This is a genomic window from Dactylosporangium sp. NBC_01737 (assembly GCF_035963215.1).
Lineage (GTDB): Bacteria > Actinomycetota > Actinomycetes > Mycobacteriales > Micromonosporaceae > Dactylosporangium.
In genome coordinates this window covers 12,374,092-12,392,374 of sequence record NZ_CP109153.1, presented here as the reverse complement: position 1 = coordinate 12,392,374, position 18,283 = coordinate 12,374,092, and the positions used below count along the sequence as shown (strand labels likewise).

At 72.0% G+C, this 18,283-nt stretch carries 12 protein-coding genes and 2 pseudogenes; 11 read left to right on the top strand and 3 right to left on the bottom strand.

Features of this window, described 5'->3' with window-relative positions; genetic code table 11:
- The first annotated feature begins 234 nt into the window (after window positions 1-234).
- The 9 genes from OHA72_RS57025 to OHA72_RS56985 are packed head-to-tail and all read left to right on the top strand — an operon-like array spanning window position 235 to window position 12,919.
- Window positions 235-1,449, top strand: coding sequence for a beta-ketoacyl-[acyl-carrier-protein] synthase family protein (locus OHA72_RS57025; RefSeq protein WP_327004458.1), 1,215 nt, complete (start codon window positions 235-237; stop codon window positions 1,447-1,449).
- A gap of 40 nt (window positions 1,450-1,489) precedes the next feature.
- Window positions 1,490-3,985 carry a non-ribosomal peptide synthetase gene (locus OHA72_RS57020; protein ID WP_327004457.1) on the top strand — a complete coding sequence of 832 codons (2,496 nt, stop codon included), beginning with the start codon at window positions 1,490-1,492 and terminating at the stop codon, window positions 3,983-3,985.
- Window positions 3,982-5,661, top strand: a complete 1,680-nt coding sequence (locus tag OHA72_RS57015) for an amino acid adenylation domain-containing protein (protein WP_327004456.1) — start codon at window positions 3,982-3,984, stop codon at window positions 5,659-5,661. Before OHA72_RS57020 ends, OHA72_RS57015 begins: the two co-directional genes overlap by 4 nt.
- The gene (locus tag OHA72_RS57010; RefSeq protein WP_327004455.1) at window positions 5,658-7,124 is read left to right on the top strand and encodes a condensation domain-containing protein; all 1,467 of its coding nucleotides are present in this window, start codon (window positions 5,658-5,660) and stop codon (window positions 7,122-7,124) included. Before OHA72_RS57015 ends, OHA72_RS57010 begins: the two co-directional genes overlap by 4 nt.
- On the top strand, window positions 7,108-7,341 hold the full coding sequence (locus OHA72_RS57005; protein WP_327004454.1) for an MbtH family protein: 234 nt from the start codon (window positions 7,108-7,110) through the stop codon (window positions 7,339-7,341). Before OHA72_RS57010 ends, OHA72_RS57005 begins: the two co-directional genes overlap by 17 nt.
- Window positions 7,338-9,146: a fatty acyl-AMP ligase gene (locus OHA72_RS57000; protein ID WP_327004453.1), complete on the top strand. Its 1,809-nt coding sequence runs from the start codon at window positions 7,338-7,340 to the stop codon at window positions 9,144-9,146. The genes OHA72_RS57005 and OHA72_RS57000 overlap by 4 nt, the downstream gene beginning before the upstream one ends.
- Window positions 9,143-10,876 carry an acyl-CoA dehydrogenase family protein gene (locus OHA72_RS56995; RefSeq protein WP_327004452.1) on the top strand — a complete coding sequence of 578 codons (1,734 nt, stop codon included), beginning with the start codon at window positions 9,143-9,145 and terminating at the stop codon, window positions 10,874-10,876. The genes OHA72_RS57000 and OHA72_RS56995 overlap by 4 nt, the downstream gene beginning before the upstream one ends.
- Window positions 10,863-12,620 carry an acyl-CoA dehydrogenase family protein gene (locus OHA72_RS56990; protein ID WP_327004451.1) on the top strand — a complete coding sequence of 586 codons (1,758 nt, stop codon included), beginning with the start codon at window positions 10,863-10,865 and terminating at the stop codon, window positions 12,618-12,620. Before OHA72_RS56995 ends, OHA72_RS56990 begins: the two co-directional genes overlap by 14 nt.
- A complete protein-coding gene (locus tag OHA72_RS56985) occupies window positions 12,617-12,919 on the top strand; it encodes an acyl carrier protein (RefSeq protein WP_327004450.1) in 303 nt (100 codons plus the stop codon). The genes OHA72_RS56990 and OHA72_RS56985 overlap by 4 nt, the downstream gene beginning before the upstream one ends.
- Window positions 12,920-13,118: 199 nt before the next feature.
- Here OHA72_RS56985 and OHA72_RS56980 read toward each other — a convergent pair whose 3' ends face one another.
- Both OHA72_RS56980 and OHA72_RS65380 read right to left on the bottom strand, forming a co-directional pair.
- Window positions 13,119-13,544: a universal stress protein gene (locus tag OHA72_RS56980; protein WP_327004449.1), complete on the bottom strand. Its 426-nt coding sequence runs from the start codon at window positions 13,542-13,544 to the stop codon at window positions 13,119-13,121.
- 79 nt (window positions 13,545-13,623) lie between these two features.
- A pseudogene (locus OHA72_RS65380) lies at window positions 13,624-13,920 on the bottom strand (universal stress protein); the annotation flags it as partial.
- Window positions 13,921-14,127: 207 nt separating this feature from the next.
- On the opposite strand from OHA72_RS65380, the gene OHA72_RS56975 reads away from it, so the two are divergent.
- A complete protein-coding gene (locus OHA72_RS56975; RefSeq protein WP_442788445.1) occupies window positions 14,128-14,988 on the top strand; it encodes an aquaporin in 861 nt (286 codons plus the stop codon).
- Here OHA72_RS56975 and OHA72_RS56970 read toward each other — a convergent pair.
- Window positions 14,975-15,276 (bottom strand): annotated as a pseudogene (locus tag OHA72_RS56970) (response regulator); the annotation flags it as partial. The gene OHA72_RS56975 and the pseudogene OHA72_RS56970 sit on opposite strands and share 14 nt — an antisense overlap.
- A gap of 217 nt (window positions 15,277-15,493) precedes the next feature.
- On the opposite strand from OHA72_RS56970, the gene OHA72_RS56965 reads away from it, so the two are divergent.
- Entirely contained in the window at window positions 15,494-17,743 is a 2,250-nt protein-coding gene (locus OHA72_RS56965; protein WP_327004448.1) for an MMPL family transporter, read from the top strand.
- Window positions 17,744-18,283 lie beyond the last annotated feature (540 nt).

Here is an 18,283-nt window from a genome sequence, read left to right as displayed (position 1 = left end):
CATGGGGACCTCGGTTCGTCGGCGCGTCCACGCGACAGCGCGGACGGACGTCACCTGGGGACGAGCGACATCCATCGAAGCGTATGCCGGTGCCGGTCGGTCGCCGGAGTGTCGGAAGGCCCTCGTCCGGAGGGTCTTCCGGCACTGTCCGTTCACGGCGTGCGTCGGGAACCTGTGGGCATGTAAATCTTCATCATGATCGATGTCCGGGCGTGACGGCCGGGTGGAGGCGAGATGCGCGAGTCCCAGCATGGACGACGGGTCGTGGTGACCGGCCTCGGAGTGGTCGCACCGTGTGGCACCGGTCTGGGCAACTACTGGACCGGCCTGACCAAACACGTGGAGCCGGCCGTGGTCCGCCGTGTCCTGGATCTCGAGCCCGAGCTGTACGGCGTCAGCCGGGTACAGGGCCGACGAATGGACCGGTTCACCCTGCTCGGTCTTGCCGCGGCAGCCGGCGCGCTGCTCGACGCGGGACTGATCGACCGTGCCGACGCCGCCGGCCCACTCGACGGCGTCGACGGCGAGCGGTGCGCCACCGTGTTCGGCACCGGTATCGGCGGCGTCATGACGTGGGAACCCGAGGCGCGCAAGCGGCGGGACCTCGGTCCGCGCGCGGTGTCGCCGCGCATGGTGCCGATGGTGATGCCGAACGCCGCACCGGCCGCGGTGGCGTTGCGCTGGCAGCTGTTCGGGCCCAGCGAAGCCGTCGCGACCGCCTGCGCCAGCAGCACCCACGCGATCGCCGCCGCGGCCCGGGCCGTCGCCACCGGCCGAGCGGACCTGGCAGTCACCGGAGGCGCCGAAGCCTGCCTTGCCGATACGCCGCTCGCCGCCTTCGCCAACATGCGCGCCCTGTCGGCCACCGGCGTCTCCCGGCCCTTCGACGTCGCACGCGACGGCTTCTGCGCCTCCGAAGGCGCCGGCGTGCTGGTGATCGAGGAAGCGCGGCATGCCCGTGCCAGGGGCGCCCACGTCTACGCCGAGATCGTCGGTGCGGGCTCGAGCACCGACGCATACGACATGACGGCGCCGGCTCCCGGGGGCGTCGGCGCGGCCCGGTGCATGCGCATAGCGCTGCAGGACGCGGGCCTGTGTCCGCAGGACGTCACCCACATCAACGCCCACGGCACGTCGACCGTCCTCAACGATTTGGCCGAGGCGCAGGCGATCGCCGCTGTCTTCGGTCGCCTGCGGCCGGCGGTGACCTCGGTCAAGGGCGTCACCGGACACGCGCTGGGCGCCTCCGGTGCGCTGGAGGCCGTGTCGCTGGTGCTCGCGTACGCCAACCGTGCCCTCCCGCCGACTGCCGGCACGGTCGAGGTCGACCCCCTGATCGACCTCGACGTCGTCCTCGCGCCGCGGCTCTGGGAACCGGCGGCCGCGATGAGCAACTCGTTCGCTTTCGGCGGTCACAACGCGACGCTGGTCTTCGCGCCGGCGCCGTGACCGTCCACATGCTGTGTCCCGTCTTCGAGAGGAACCCGACGTGTCGCCAACGCTGCTCGAGCTGTTCGACGCGCGCCGCGAGCAGGCGCCGCACCGCTGGGCCTGCGCCGGTGCCGGGGGCCGGCTGACCTACGCTGAGCTGGACGCCGCGGTGCAGGCTGAGACCGGGCGGCTGGCCCTCGCGGGCGTGGCAGCCGGTGACCCGGTCGGCGTCCCGGCCCGTCCCGCGGCGGAGATGGTCGTGGCGGTCCTGGCAGTGTGGCGGCTCGGGGCGGTCGCCGTCTGGGGGGCGCCGCAGCTGCTGTCGTGGACCGGCGGCACCGTGCCTGCGGGTGCCGCGTTCGTCGACCGGACGCCGTCCTCATCCGGCGTCGTGGTCGGCCATCAGGCCCTCGCCGGCCAGGTGTCCTGGGCACTGCGGCGCTGGTCCGTCACGCCCGAGGACCGGGTCCTGTGCACCTCGACCGTTCCGGCGGAGCTGTGCTTCGACGCTTTCCTGGCCCTGGCGGGTGGGGCCTGCGTGGTCTGGGCGCCGCCGCTGGCCGACGTCGCGGAGACGGCCCGCGTGGAGCGCGCGACGATCGTGGCACCCCCGGCCGGCGTCACGGTGCCGACGACCGGTCCCGTGCGGCTCGTGCTGCACCGGCACGGTTCTGCCGGTGCCGGTGCCGGTGCCGGTGCCGGTGCGGATTTGGCGGAGTGGTCGCTGTACGGGCTCGCCGAGGCCGGGGTCGTGCTGGCCGCCCGCCGTCTGGACGGTCCGTCGCGTGACGGAGCGGTGATCGGCCGTCCCGTCGACGGGGTGCGGCTGGCGGTGCTCGACGAGTACGGGTCACCGGTCCCGCCGGGTGTCAGTGGCGAGCTCTTCGCAGGCGGCAGCTGCGTGCCGCTCGCCGTGGACGGCGACGCGCCGACGAACGCCGGACACCTGCTGCCGGACCCGTTCGGCTCGCCCGGCAGCCGGATGCTCGGTGTCGTGGCCCGGGCGCGCTGGCTCGCCGACGGCACCCTGCAGGTGCTGGACGCCCCGGCACCGTCGCCGACGCCGGCCACCGCGGTCCCGGCGAAGGACGACCGGCCACTGACCCCCGGTGAGCTCGTGGTCGCGGAGGCATGGTCGGCGCTGATCGGGGTCCGGCCGAGCCGGGCCGGTGACGACTTCTACGCGCTGGGCGGCTATTCCCTGCTCGTCCCGGCGCTGGCCGGCCGGCTGCAGTCGGCTGTTGGTGCTGACGTCCCGCTCGCCGCGCTGTTCCGCGCCTCGACGCTCAGTGAGCAGGCCGCGCTGCTCGACCCCGGTGCGCAGCCGTCCCCGGACCCCGCACCCACGGGCGAGGCCGAACTGGTCGCCGGGGCCACGCTCGACCCGGCGATCGTCGTGCACACCCGGGCGCCGGTCCCGGCACGGCCACCGCGGCGGATCCTGCTCACGGGAGCCACCGGCTTCCTCGGCAGTTTCCTGCTCGCGGAGCTGCTGCGTACCTGGCCGGACAGCACCGTCATCTGCCTGGTGCGGGCCACGGACCGGGATCAGGCGTGGCGCCGGCTGCACGAGGCGGCCGGCCACTACCGGCAGTGGACCGATGCACACCGGCACCGGGTGACGGTGGTCGTCGGGGACCTGGCGCGGCCGCGGCTGGGACTGTCCCAGGAGGAGTTCGACGCACTGGCCGGATCGCTCGATCTGGTGCTGCACAACGGGGCGCGGATCAACCTGGTGGAGCCTTTCCAGCAGCTGTACGGCCCGAATGTGGCCGGCACGCAGGAGATCCTGCGGCTGGCGGCGCCGCGGGCGGTCCCGGTGCATTTCGTCTCCAGCACGGCGGTACTGGCCGGCTCGGGGACCGCACCGCCACTGCGCGGCGAAACGGACCGGCTCGACGCCGCGCAGGTCGGCCCCTACGGCTACGTGCGGTCGAAGTGGGCCGCTGAGGAACTGGTCCGGGCGGCTGCCGGACGCGGCCTGCCGGTCACCGTCTACCGGCCTGGTCGGATCAGCGGTGACACCGTCAACGGCATCTGCGGCCGCGACGACGCCTTCTGGACGGTACTGCGCGGATCGATGGAGGCCGGGGCGGTGCCGGACGGACCGGGATGGCAGACCGCGACCGCCGACCTCGTGCCGGTCGACTACGTCGCGCGCGCCATCATCTACCTGTGCGCCCACCACAACGCCGAAGGGCGCACGTACCACCTGGTCAACCCGGTGCCGACCCGGCTGAGCTCGGTCCTGGACCGGGCCCGGGCGGCCGGCGTCGAACTGCAGGACGTGTCACCGCAGCAGTGGGCTCTTCGGCTGGCGGCAACGGCCCGCCGGGACGGCACGCACAGCGCAGCCCTGCCCGCCGCGACGCTCGTCGGTGACACACCGGACCAGGAACGGATCCTGCCGGCCCGCCGCTACGACGCGACCGGCGCGCGAGCGGCGCTGGCCGGGTCCGGCATCGACTGCCCGGTGGTCGGCCCGGAGCTGCTCGACCGATACCTGCAGTTGCTCCTGCCGGCCGGCGCGCAGCCGGCCGGGAGCCCGGCGTGATCCCCGACGGCGCGGTGCCCCTCGTGCTGAGCGAGGCGCGTCGGCCGGACCACAGCGACGACGTGCACGCAACGCTCGCGGCCGGCGACGCCCAGATTGTCGACATGCCCGTGACCGAGCGGGAGCGGGTGCTCGGCGCGTGGGCGCGCGGGCCGGTCACCGCACCCAGCGACGACACGACCCTGGACGTCATCCTCCGTCAGGCGGAGGCGACGCCCTCCGCACCGGCGATCCGGGTGGGCGGCGTGACGCTCACCTACAGCGACCTGGTGCGCCGTGCCGCCCAGGTCGCCGCGCGGCTGCGCGCGTGCGGGGCGGGCACGGAGTCGCTGGTCGGTGTCTGCCTGCGCCGCGGTGCCGACCTGGTGCCGGCGTTGCTGGGTGTCTGGCAGGTGGGGGCAGCGTACGTACCGCTCGACCCGCAGCTGCCCGGTGAACGGCTCGGCCGGGTCCTGACCGGCGCCGGCTGCTCCGTCGTGGTGAGCGCGTCGCCGCAGGTGCCGCTGCTGGCCGGGGTGTTCGGCGGCACGCTGGTGCTGCTCGACGACGGCGACGACGCGGGGGATCCCGGGGAGCCGCTTCTACGGCCCGCCCGGGTCCATCCGGATCAGCTGGCGTACGTCATCCACACCTCCGGCTCCACCGGTGCGCCGAAGGGCGTCATGGTGCAGCACCGGGGACTGCTCAACTACCTGCGCTGGACGGTGCGGACGTATGCCGGCCGCCGTGGCGGCGCACCCGTCTTCTCCTCCATCGGCTTCGACCTGGGCATCCCGAACCTGTTCACCCCGTTGCTGATCGGTCAGCCGGTCCATCTGCTCCCGGACCCGCTGGACGTCGCCGAGCTGGGCAGCCGCCTCGCGGCCAGCGGGCCGTACAGCTTCATCAAGCTCACTCCGGGCCACCTGGACCTGCTGACCCATCAGCTCACCGCGGAGCAGGCGCGGGACCTGGCCGGTCTGGTGATCGCCGCGGGTGATGCCTTCCCGAGGTCACTCGTGCAGCGGTGGATCGCCCTGGCCGGGCCGGCAGGGACCCGGCTGGCCAGCGAGTACGGTCCGACCGAGATCACGGTGGGCAACTCGGGCGAGCCGGTCGGCGTGGACCGGCGCACGTCGCTGATGCCGCTGGGCGCGCCGATTCCCAACACGAGCATGTACGTGCTCACCGAACGGCTCGAGCCGGTCCCGGTCGGCGTTCCCGGCGAGATCTTCATCGGCGGGGTGGGTGTCGCCCGCGGTTACCTCGGGCGTCCGGATCTGACCGCGGAGCGGTTCCTGCCTGACCCGTACGGCGCGCCCGGGGCGCGGCTGTACCGCAGCGGCGACGTCGCCCGTTGGCTGCCGGACGGCACCCTGGAGTTCCTCGGCCGTGCCGACGACCAGGTGAAGATCCGCGGCTACCGGATCGAACCGGGCGAGATCCGTGCGGCGCTGTGCGGCCATCCGCAGGTCCGCGACGCGGTGGTGCTCGCGAGCCGGGCCGGGCCGGGCACCGTGTTGCATGCGTTCATCGTCACGGTGCCCGGGCCGCGGGTGCAACCGGACCGGTTGCGGGCGTACCTGGCGCGGGTCCTGCCGGAGTACATGGTGCCGGCCTCCGTGCTCGACGTTCCCGGCATTCCGCTGACCGCCAACGGCAAGGTCGACGCGGCGGCGCTGCGGAGGTTGTTGTGAACACCTTGCCGGTCTCCCACGCGCAGCAGGCGCTCGCGTTGCTGCACCGGCTCGACCCGGTGAGCCCGGCCTACCACACCGGCGCCGCACTGGTGGTGCAGGCCGCGCTGGACGCGGCGGCGCTGCAGCGGGCCGTGACCCGCCTTGCCCGGCGCCACGATACGGTGCGCACCACGTTCACCGTTGCCGGCGCGGACCTCAGCGCTGACATCGGGTCGCAGACCGCAGCAGCCCCTGAAAGCGGCATCCGTTGCGTGCTCGAGGATGCGGCGTCCGTGCGGCTGGAGGTGTCCCGCGCGGACCACCATGACGACGCCGCGGTGCGGAGCCTGGCCCAGCGGCTCGTCAACCGGCCGTTCCAACTCGACGCCGCGGCATTCCGGTTCGTGGCCGTCCACCTCGACGATCGGCGTTTCCTGCTCGTCATGGCCGCGCACCACATCGCCACCGACGCCTGGTCGAACTGGCTGCTCATCCGTGACCTGCTGGAGCTGTACCGCCAGGAGCGGTGCGGCGAACCCGCCGACCTTTCTGCGGCCGGCACCTACCAGGACTTCGTGGCCCGGGAGGCGGCCCTGCTCGCGTCTGCGCGGCGGACCGACCTGGCGGCCTACTGGCAGCGCACCTGCGCAGGTGTGCCGGCCGGGGAGCTGCCGGTGGACCACAGCCGCCCGGCCCGGCCGGGCGTCGGTGCGACCCACCGGATCAGGCTCACCGGTGCGGAGCTCGCTGCGCTGCGCAGCGCGGCCGCCGGCGCCGAGGTGACCCTGTTCGCCTTCCTCCTGGGCTGCTTCCAGGCGCTCGTGGCGCGCTACGGCGGGCAGCGCAGCTTCCTGCTCGGCTGCCCGACCTCGGTGCGGCACACCGCCGGCAGCCGCGACGTCGCCGGGAACTTCGTCAACACCCTGCTGTTCCGGGCCGACATCAACCGGCGCACCACCTTCCTGGAGCTGGCGACCGCCGCGTACGAGCAGGTCGGTGCTGGTGTGCGCGCGTCCGGGTTCCCGTTCGCGCTGCTGCCCCCGGTGGTGCGACCGGCCCGATCCGCAGGTGCGGCGGTCCTGTGCCGGATCACCTTCAACCTGATCGGCACCGCGCACCCGGAGCCGCTGCTGCGCCTGCTGCTGGACCCGGACAGCACCACGACGCCGGTGCCCTACGCCGGCCTGCTCGTGCAGCCGCTTACGGTGCCGCAGTCGGAGGGTCAGCTCGACCTCGCCGTGCACATCCAGCACGGCCGCGACTCGATGAGCGTCGAACTGCGCTACGACACCGCCCTGTTCGAGGCGGAGACCGTGGCCCGGCTGGCTGAGTCCTACCGCCGGCTGCTCGCGGCTGCCGCCGCCCAACCCGACCGGGCCGTCATGCGCACACCGCTGTTCGACGCGGCGGAGCTGGCAGAGCTGATGCGCGGCAACGGATCCGACCTTGTGGAAAGGACCGATCATGACGGTGCACGATGACATCGCCGACAACTTCGAGGACACGTTCCTGGTCGTACGCAACGACGAGGGCCAGTTCTCCGTGTGGTGGCAGGATCTGCCGCTGCCGGCCGGCTGGACCGCGGTCGGCCCGCCCGCGGACCGGCAGGCGTGTCTGGACCAGATCGCTGCGGTGTGGACCGATCTCCGCCCGATCAGCGTCCGCGCCCGCGCCGCGGCGCCGGGCGGTGCGACATGACCGCCCACGACCGGCCGGACACCGTCGTCGCCGCCGTGCGCCGCCACGCCCTCACCACCCCGGACCGGGTCGCGGTGCGGATCGTCGGCTACGGCGCAGACGAACCATCAACCGCCGAGCTGACGTATGCGCAGCTCGACCGCGACGCCGGCGCTCTCGCCGCCCGGCTGGGGCGGCACTGTGCACCGGGCGACCGGGCGCTGCTGGTCTACCCCGACACCATGGATCAGGTCGTCGCGTTCCTCGGTTGCCTGTATGCCAGCGTCGTGCCGCTCAATCCGGCGCTGCCGGTGCACGGCCGCCCGCACGAGATCGAGCGCGCCGCGGCGGTGCTGGGCGACGCCCGGCCGGCTGTCGTGCTGACCGCTGCGAGCCGGTGGCAGAGCACGGCAGCACTGTTGCGGGCGTGCTCCCACGGCGGCACGCCGTGTCTCGTCACCGACGCCGCCGGCGATTCCGGCAGCGATTCCGACAGCGCCGACGCGGACGACGCCACGCCCGGATGGCAGCCGCCGCCGGTCGTCCCGGACGCACTCGCCTTCCTGCAGTACACCTCCGGTTCGACGGGCGCGCCGAAGGGCGTGATGATCAGCCATGGCGCGCTGGCCGACAACGCCCGCGCCATTCTCGGACTGACCGGCGGGCGCGGCGGCGAGGTGTTCTGCGGCTGGCTGCCATTGCACCACGACATGGGCCTGGTCGGGCAGCTGCTCACCCCGCTGTACGGCGGCGGCACCACCGTGATGATGTCCCCGGCGCAGTTCATCCGCCATCCGCTGCGCTGGCTGCAGCTCATCGAGCGGTACCGGGCCGGCTACACAGCGGCGCCGAACTTCGCCCTTGACCTGTGCTGCAAGCGCGTGACGCCCGAGCAGGCCGCCGGACTGGACCTGTCAAGCCTCCGGGTGATCCTCAACGGTGCGGAGCCGATCGACGAGCGCACCATCGAGCGTTTCGCCGACCGGTTCGCCGGCTCGGGCCTGGACCGGCGGGCACTCAAGCCCGCCTATGGCCTGGCCGAGTCCACGCTCCTGGTCACCGCGACACCGCGCGGCCGGCGGTACCGCACGATTGTCGCCGACGCGCCGGCGCTCGGCCGGGATCAGCTGCTGCCGGCGGCGGCGCAGACGTCTCCCGGCGGGCGCGTCACACTCGTCGGCAGCGGCACGCCGCACGGCATGCAGGTGCTGGTGGTGGACCCGGACACCTCCGTCGTCCTGGACGACGGCCGGGTCGGCGAGGTCTGGACCCGCGGCCCCAGCCTCGCATCCGGCTACTGGGCGCAGCCGGAGCTGAGCGCCGCGACGTTCGGTGCCCGTACCGCTGACGGCGCCGGACCGTTCCTGCGCACCGGCGACCTCGGCGCCTTCCACGACGGGGAACTCTTCATCACCGGCCGCTGCAAGGACGTCGTCATCGTGCACGGCCGCAACATCTACCCGTACGAGGCGGAACGGCTCATGCGGGACCTGCACGCCGGCTTCCACGGCCTCAACGGCTGCTTCTTCTCCGTCTCCGGCCAGGGCGAAGAACCCGTCGCCGTGCAGGAGCTGCGCCCAGCGGCGGTCCCGGGCGCGGAGCTGCCGGTCCTCGCCCGCACGATCCGCGAGTCGCTGACCGAGCGTCTCGGCGTCGCCGTGGCGAACGTCGCCCTGGTGACGCCCGGATCGGTCCGCCGCACGACGAGCGGCAAGGTGGAGCGGCTGAGCACGCGCGAACTGTTCCTCGCCGGACAGCTCCGCATCGTCTACCAGGACCTCACCGCCGGCGTGCGGGCCCGCTGCGACGCCGGGAGGTCCGCATGAGCCACCCGCTGTCGGCTGCGGCGCTGCAGCTGGACCGCAGCCTCGGTGACCCCGGCGACCCAGCCCAGGTCCTCTCCTACCGGCGCTGCGCGGCGCTCGACGCCCACGAGGAGTTCCCCGCCGACGCCTGCCGCGAGCTGGACCGGCTCGGGGTCCCGCGATACTACGTGCCGGTCGAGGCAGGCGGTGCCCTGGACCGATACGACCGTGCCCTGCAGATGCTGCGGGTGATCGCCCGGCGTGACCTCACCGTGGCGATCGGGCATGGCAAGACGTTTCTCGGGGCGGCCTGCGTCTGGGTCGGCGGCTCGCAGCAGCAGCGACGTGACCTCGGCACGGCGGTGGCCGGCGGTGCCGTGGTGTCGTGGGCGCTGACCGAACGCGACCACGGCAGCGACCTGCTCGCCGGCGAGGTGACCGCGGTGCCGGAGCCCGGAGGCTACCGCCTGACCGGCGAGAAGTGGCTGATCAACAATGCGACGCGCGGCGACCTTGTCTGCGTGTTGACCCGGGCCGGACCGGAACCGGGGCCGCGCTCCTTCAGCGTCGTCCTGGTCGACAGGCGTGCGCTGCCCGACGGCAGCCATCAGCCGCTGCCTGCCGAACGGCTGCACGGCATCCGTGGTGCGGACATCAGCGGCATCCGGTTCACCGGTGCCCGGGTGGCTGCGGACGCGCTGATCGGCGGCGCCGGGGAAGGCCTGGAGCTGGTGCTGAAGACGCTGCAGCTGACGCGGGTGCTGTGCACCGGGCTGTCGCTGGGCGCAGCCGACCACGGGTTCGGCCTCGCCATGCAGTACTCCCGGACGCAGCGGCGCTTCGGCGGGACCCTGGCAGAGCTGCCGCAGACCCGGCGGATCCTCGGGCGCGCCGCCGCCGACCTGCTGCTGGTGGAGGCGGTCACCATCGTCGCCGGCCGAGCCGTGCACGCGCTGCCTGCCGAGCTTGCGCCGATCTCCGCGGCCGTCAAGTATCTGGTGCCCACCGTGGTGCAGAGGATGCTCACCGCGCTGGGCGACGTGCTCGGCGCCCGCTCGCTGCTGTCGGACGACACGTTCGCCGACGGCCGGTTCCAGAAGCTGTGCCGCGACCATCGGCTGGTCGGCATCTTCGACGGCAGCACCGTGGTCAACCTGCACGCGCTGATCACCCAGTTCCCGTTCCTCGTCCGGCACCGCGACCGGGTCGACACCGCCGGCCTGACCGCGGCCACCGACCTGGCCGTGGACCTGCCGGCGTTCGACCCGCGGCTGCTGGTGCTGCTGCCGCGGCAGGGTTGCAGTCTCGTCAATGCACTGCCCGCGCTCACGCAACGGCTGACCGGCGATCCGGGCACGGCCGCCGCGGCGGCGCATGCCGCCGCGGTCGCCGCCCGGGCCGGCGAGATGTCCGCCGCCATGCAGGCGTTGCGGCCGACCGCCCGGGACCAGCCGCCCGCGGCGTTCCGGCTGGCCGAGGACTTCGCCCGATGCCTGGCAGCGGCCGCGGCCGGGCACCTGTGGGCGGCCAACCGCGGCCCGGTGGGCGCCGGTCCGACCGCACCGCTGTGGTCCGGTGGTCTGTGGCTGGAGGCCGTGCTCACCCGGCTGCGCGAGCAGCTCGAGCCGGGCACGGAGCCCGGCGGCGACGTCTACGAGCGTCTCATCGCTGCACTGCAGGCGCAGCATGCCGCGGGCCTGACGGCGTCTCTGCTGCCCTACCCGAGGATCGGAAGTGATGACCGTGGCTGACCGGGTCCTGCCGATCTTCGACATGCTGGAGCGCCCCGATCCGCTGGAGGAGTACTTCGGCGACTCCGCGGACCCGGCGAATCCGCTCGGCGACGCGGCCTTCCTGGACGCCGACGAGCGCGGCGAACTGCTGCCGGCCGGTGAACGCCTCCTCGCGGCGTACGCCCTCAACGCCGAGTTCGTGCCGCAGCGCCTCGGCGGACGGCTGGCCGGCCTGGACCGGCTCGGGCGGCTGCTGCGGCCGGTGTTCAGCCGCGACGCCGCACTCGCCCTCGGCTACGGCGCCAGCAACCTGGTCGGCGCCGTGAACGTCTGGGCAGACGGGTCCGGCAAGCAGCAGCGGGGCCTCGCCCACCTGCTGCTCGGCGGTGGCCGGGTCAGCGCCGCGTACACCGACCTGGCGACCGGCAACGACGTCGTCCGCTCCGCGTTCAGCGCCCGCCGTGACGGCGACCAGCTGCTGCTCAACGGCCGGAAAGAGATCATCAACAACCTCGCCCGCGCCGAGGCGATCACCGTGCTGGCCAGAACCGGTGAGGAGCCGGGCAGCCGCAGCCACAGCCTGCTGCTGCTGGACCGGGCGGCACTGCCCCGCGACGGCTACGAACTGCTGCCGCGCTACCGGACCGCCGGGGTACGCGCGATGTACCTCGGCGGCATGGCCTTCCGTGACTGCGCCGTGCCGGCCAGCAGTATCGTCGGCGAGCCGGGTCACGCCCTCGAGACGATCCTGCGGGCCTTCCAGGTGACCCGGGCCGTGCTGCCGTCGGCGGCGCTGGGCGGCATGGACTCGGCACTGCGGACGGTGGCCGCCTTCAGCGCGACCCGGCGGCTGTACGGCCGGCGGGTCGCCGACCTGCCGCATGCCCGGGCGGTGCTCGCCGGCGCCTTCGTCGACACCCTGATCTGCGACAGTCTCGCCACGACGGCGTGCCGGGCCGTCCACGTGCTGCCACACCAGTCCGCCATGTACTCGGCGGCGGTGAAATACGCGGTGCCGCTGCTGCTGCGCGACGCCGTCGACGACCTCGCCGTCGTGCTGGGCGCACGGTCGTTCCTGCGGTCCGGTCCGCACGCCGTGTTCCAGAAGCACCTGCGGGACCTGCCGGTCGCCGCGCTGGTCCACGCCGGCGGCACGGTCTGCCAGGCGACGATGATTCCACAGCTGCGCTCGCTGAGCCGCACATGGTTGCGGGCCGCAGCGGCAGGCCCGGAGCTGTTCGGGCTCGACGCCCCGCTGCCGGACCTGGACCTGCCGGGACTGTCGGTCATCGCCACCGGCGACGACGCGGTGCTGGCCACCCTCTGGCAGCTGCGGGACGCGCTACCGCCGGACGGGACACTGCGCCGCTTGTGCGACGCCTTTGTCGCCGAGATCGGCGAGCTGAAGGGCCGCTGCGCCGCGCTCGCCCCACGCGACCAGGGTCCGCTCGCCGGGCCCGGGGCGTTCACCATCGCGCACCGGTACGCCATGGTGCTGGCCGCCGCCGCGTGCCTGGGTGTCTGGCAGCACAACCGGACGCATCCCGATCCGTTCTTCCGCGACGACATCTGGGTGGTGGCCGCGCTGAGCCGCCTCGCCCGCCGGATCGGCCGGCCGACCGGCGCGGCGGACCTGCCGGACGGGGTTGCCACGGAGGTTTTCGAACGGTACGAGCACGGGCGGGCGTTCGACCTCGTCGGCCGAGCCGTCAGCACCACACATCGCCAGTTTGACCACCGAATGATCGGAGCCACGCGATGACCGGGACGACTGCCTCGCGGCCGGGGGCCGTACCCCAGCTGGACGACATCCGCACCTGGGTGCTCAGCCGGGTCGCCTATTACATCGAGCGGACACCGGCGGAGATCGACCCTGACGCCAAGCTCGTCGGCTACGGACTGGACTCTGTGTATGCCCTGTCCCTGTGCGGCGACATCGAGGACGAGTACGCCCTCGTGGTGGATCCGACGCTGGCCTGGGACCATCCGACGGTCAACGCGATCGCTACCTGTCTGCTCGACCTGCTTGCCGCACGGGCACGAGCTGCGGAGACCTCATGAAGGTCCCGTTCGGACCCTGCCGCCGCATGGCCCGACAACTGGCCCGCTTTGATCGCCCGGCCGGCCGCCGGCGGTGACGGCGCCGCGGCCTGGCCGCACTCGCCAGGAGCTACCTGCCGGCCGGAACCGACCTACGAGGGATGCCAAGGAACTCGCTTGCCAACTGGATCCGCAGGAACCCGCCCAGGAGACAAAGACGTCAGGTCCCCGTCGGGGCGTGCGCGACGGGCGTCGTGGCACGGGCGGAGGCAACGAGCAGCGGCGTGGTCGAGTGGTGCACCAAGGTGTGACTGACAGATCCGGCCAGCAGGCGTTGCAGGCCGTCCTGCCGGCGGCAGCCGACCACCAGCAACGACGCGTCCGCTGCCTCCAGCAGCAGCAGGCGCGCCGGACCGGCGCCGTGAACGACGTCGCTGCGGACAGTGACATACGGATACCGCGCTCGCCAGGCGGCGAGGACCTCGTCGAGCAGACCCTGCGCTGTCCGGTCACCGGGCTGCGCCGGTGTGATGTAGCAGGCGCGCAAGTCGCTGCCGTGCCGGTCGGCGGTGTCGAAGGCGTATCCGATCGCTGCGTCGGAGGGGCGCTGCGGCGTCGACGCCGACAACGACCGGGCCTCCGGCATGGTGTGGGGTGGCGCCGAGAACGGCGACCGGGCATTCGGCGTGCCGCGCCACTTGAGCGCTCACCGACCCGAGGTGGACCGGCAGGCGACCCCGGCCGCGGCGGCCGACGACGACGAGGTCGGCGGCGTGCGCCTCGCCGATCAGCAACGCGTCGGCCGGCCGGTCGGCGATGTACACCTGAACCCGCAGGCTTTTGTGCTGGTGGTACAGGTAGTTGCGGGCGAGGTCGAGCAGGCGGCGGGCCTCCGTGGCCCGGTCCTCGATTGTTCTGACCATTGCCGTCTCGGCGTCGGCGTCGGCGCGTCTGACGGCCAGGGGACAGACGGTTGTACCGCACGGGACCTTTGCCCCGCGCAACCGTGGCAGAAGCAGCATTGTTGGCCGGCGAACGCCACACCTTTGCGGCGACGCCGAGTAGGTGGGCCTTCGGATGGGACGGACTTGGGTCAGAGGTCCCGTCCTGGACGGGACATTCAGCACCAGCCAGCCTTGGCGCCGGCTGTCAGGGTGAAGGCGGCCGAATCTGAACAATCCTGAGCAGCCACCGCAACTCAGGCCATAGAGCGGACCGGAGCACCTTCCATGATCGCAATTGAGCTGTGGCGACGGTTGTCCGCTGAGTTCGTCGGTACAGCGGCGCTTGTCACCGCCGTCGTTGGTTCCGGCGTCATGGCGTCGAGACTGTCCCCGCTCGATGCCGGGCTGCAGCTGCTTGAATGCTCAACCACCGTCGCGCTCGCGCTGGCTACGCTGGTCCTGGTGCTCGGGCCGATCTCCGGTGCGCACCTCAACCCGGTGGTGTCTCTGGCCGATTGGTTCCTCGGTCGCGGTACTCGTGTCGGCCTCGCCGGAGGCGATCTGGCCTGGTACGTCATAGCACAGGTGTCCGGGTCGGTGTGCGGGTCGGTGCTTGCCAACCTGATGTTCGGTCTGCCTGCCGTGCAATTGTCCGCAACAGATCGCTTGGCCAAGAACCTGTGGCTGGGCGAGGTCGTGGCCACCGCTGGGTTGATTCTGCTTGTCTTTGCACTGGCCCGTGCCGGCCGAGCCGCCGCGATGCCGGCCGCGGTCGGGGCCTATATCGGCTCAGCCTGCTGGTTCACGTCGTCCACCTCATTCGCGAATCCCGCCGTCACGGTCGGACGCGTGTTTACTGACACCTCGTCCGGCATCGCCGCAGGCTCGGTGGCGGCCTTCGTCGGCGCTCAATGCATCGGAATGGCGATCGGGATCGCGTTACTACGAGCGCTATATCCCGTAACGGCCCAGACGGCCGGCAGGGTGCTCGCGGACGCCGTTGCTGGGCAGGAAGAATGCGGTCGAGGGTGCGGTGCAGGCCGAGGTCGAAGCCGATCCCGACGACTGCATGGAGCAACGCTTGGAGCCGCCCACGGCTGGACACCACCGCACCGACCCGGGCGAGGAGCTCCGCAGCGGCCATGATGGCGGCGAAGAGGGCTCCGTCGTCATACGACGTCAAGATGAGCGCTTGATCAAGGGGTCGACCGAACGACATCACGGCAGACGTCGATACCACTCCCGTCCGGGAGGCGACCGTCAAGGACGGGCGACGGCCGGCTTCAGCGCGGGATACGGTGCGTTGCGTTGACCGCGGATCCGGACTCGCCGACGACTCCAATGTCGCCCTTCGCTTCCGCGCATCTCGCGCAGGCCGAAGCGGACCACTTCGTGATCGTCGAGCAGATAACCCCGAATTGTGCCGCCCTTCATACTCGACCACCGGCCCGGCCGCCAAGCTGATGGCGACGAGTATCCCGGTTTGAACTCGTGCGCACAGCGCCCTCGCGGACGGCGGCGAGCCGAAACCGGTCCGCGCCGCGCAGGGCCGAAAGTCCCGCCGCAACAGGGACCTGAGCCTCATGTGCGTCGATGCCGAGCGGGCGAGGGTAGGTGTGGCAGCACACACTCCAACGAGGGGAACGGGTCGATGACCGCAGGACGGAACCTTGCCGCCGTGCTCGGCGGCTGGAGCGTGCGCCATCGCGTCGCCGCGATCGGCGGGTGGCTCGTCGTCGTGGTCGTCACCACGATCCTCGGCTCGGTGGCCGGACAGCGGCAGATGACCGTGGACGAGTACGCCGCGGGTGAGTCCGCGCAGGCGATCCGCATCCTGGAGCAGGCGGGCATCAGCCAGCCGGCCGGCGAGATGGTGATGGTGCGCAGCGCCGCCATGACCGTGGACGACGTCGCGTTCCAGGGCGCGGTCCGTGAGCTCGCGTCCGCCGTCCAGCAGACCGGTCAGGTCACCAACGTGATCGATCCGTATGCGGCGGGCCTGTTGTCGGCGGACCGGCACAGCGCGCTGATCCGCTTTTCGATGTCCGGCCGCTCCGACACCGCCTGGGAGCGTGTGCAGCCGATTCTGGACGCCGTGGCCGCGGTCCGAGCGGCGCATCCTGAGGTGACAGTCGAGCAGTTCGGCGAGGCCAGTGCCGGTCGCTGGTTCAACGACACCGTGCTCAAGGACTTCCACCGTGCCGAGTGGACCGCTATCCCACTCGCTCTCGGCATCCTCGTTGTGGCGTTCGGGGCGCTGCTGGCCGCGGTGCTCCCCGTCGGCCTCGCGATGACCGCGTTCTTCGCCGCCAACGGCCTGCTCGCGATCATCAGTCACCGGATGCACGTGGACAGCACGGCCAGTTCCGTGATGCTGCTCGTCGGGCTGGCGGTCGGCGTCGACTACTGCCTCTTCTACCTGCGCAGGGAGCGGGAGGAGCGGGAGGCCGGCAAGGATCCCGCAACAGCGCTCCAGGTGGCCGCCGCGACCTCCGGGCGGGCGGTGCTCGTCTCCGGCGCGACCGTCGTCGTCGCGATGTCCGGCATGTTCCTGTCGGGAATGCTGCTGTTCAACGGTTTCGCCGTGGCGACCATCAGCGTCGTCCTCATCGCCATGCTCGGCTCCGTGACCGTCCTGCCGGCGCTGCTGTCGGTGCTCGGTGCCAAGGTCGACCTCGGCCGTATTCCCGGACTGCGCCGCCGCCAGAAGAACCGCAAGGGCAGCCGCGCGTCGCGAGTGTGGGAGGCGATGCTGGCGCGACCGTGGGCATCGGCCATTGCCTCGACATTGTTTCTGCTGGTGCTGGCCGCGCCGATGGTCGGGATGCGCACCGAGAAACTGTCGTTCGACAAGCAGCTTCCAGCAGACACGCCAATCGTGCGGACCTACCACAACATCGCCCGGACGTTTCCCGGTGGTCCGGCGCCGGCACGCGTTGTCGTGCGGGCCGACGGCGTCGACACGGCCAAGGTGCAACAGGCGATAGCTGACTTTACAGCGGCCGCGCCGGCCACCGGCCTGTTCCGTGCGCCGATCCGGGTCGTGGCCAGCAGCCCGTCCGGTGTCACCGAGATCGAGGTTCCGCTCGCCGGCAGCGGCTCCGACGCGACGTCCGTGCGGGCGCTGCGCGTGCTGCGCAAGGACGTCATTCCCGCAACCCTCACGAATGTGCAGGGTGTCAGCGCGTACGTCGCCGGCGACCTGGCCTTCTCCTCGGATTTCAACGACCAGCTGGGCCGCAGCATCGTGCCGGTGCTCGGGTTCGTCATGGGCATCGCGTTCCTGGTCATGCTCTTCGCGTTCCGGTCGCTCACCATCGCAGTGGTGTCGATCGTGCTGAACCTGATCTCGGTCAGTGCGGCGTTCGGCGTGCTGGTGGCGATCTTCCAGCACGGTTGGGGTGCCGGCCTCGTGGGGACCACCGGCGTCGGGGCTGTCGAATCCTGGATCCCGCTCTTCGCCTTCGTCATCCTGTTCGGGCTGTCGATGGACTACCACGTGTTCGTGGTGTCCCGGATCCGCGAGGCCCACGACAGCGGCATGCCCACCGGTGCCGCGATTCTTGCCGGTATCCGCAGTACAGCGGGAGTCGTGACCAGCGCCGCGATCATCATGGTCGGCGTGTTCGCCGTCCTCGGCTCGTTGTCCATGCAGGACTTCAAGCAGCTCGGAGTTGGCCTCGCGGTCGCCATCCTGCTCGACGCGACCGTCGTCCGCGCGGTGCTCCTGCCGTCGATCCTGTCATTGCTCGGCGACCGCACGTGGTACCTCCCACGGTGGATCGATCGGCTCGCCGGACGGGGCCGCGACGCCGCCGCGGTGACCGATCGTGATCTGGAACAACTGCGGGACGACGAGCTCGCTGCGGTGCGGAGACGGAGTCCGGCTGCCGAGGCATGAGCGGCGCCGGCACCATCCCGGGGGCCGGCGCGGCCGGTGTCACCGGACGGTCACCGGTAGGGAGCCCTCCGGTTGTAGCAGATCGCTACCGATGTCGCGGCGTGCCAGGGACCTGCGGCCGGGAGGTTCCTGCGGCACGGCATGCGTTGCGTCGCCCACCCGCCGCCACGTCAATGGGCGGCCTACGGCATACGTCGGTCCGTGGCGATGTCGCCCCTGGACGCGCGGATCGTCCTGGCCGAATGTGTGCCCCGCGTGGCCCGGTCGCCTGCGGACCTCTGCATGGAGGTTGACCGTCAGGCCGGAGTCATCTGATGGCGGATGCTGCGTGCGGCCGGTCGGGACAGCCCAGGAATCGACGTCCGGTAGTCTTCCAGACGTATTTTGAGCCGGGTGGCGGGCCGGACCGTATCCTTTGGGCCGACGCGTTGGAAGAATTGCCGACGTCCGGGAACTGTAGTGCGCATGGCGCCGCTTTCCTGGAAACCCGAAAACTCGTGCTCCGCCGTTTGGCGTCTATTTCTTCCCGTGCGCGCCCGG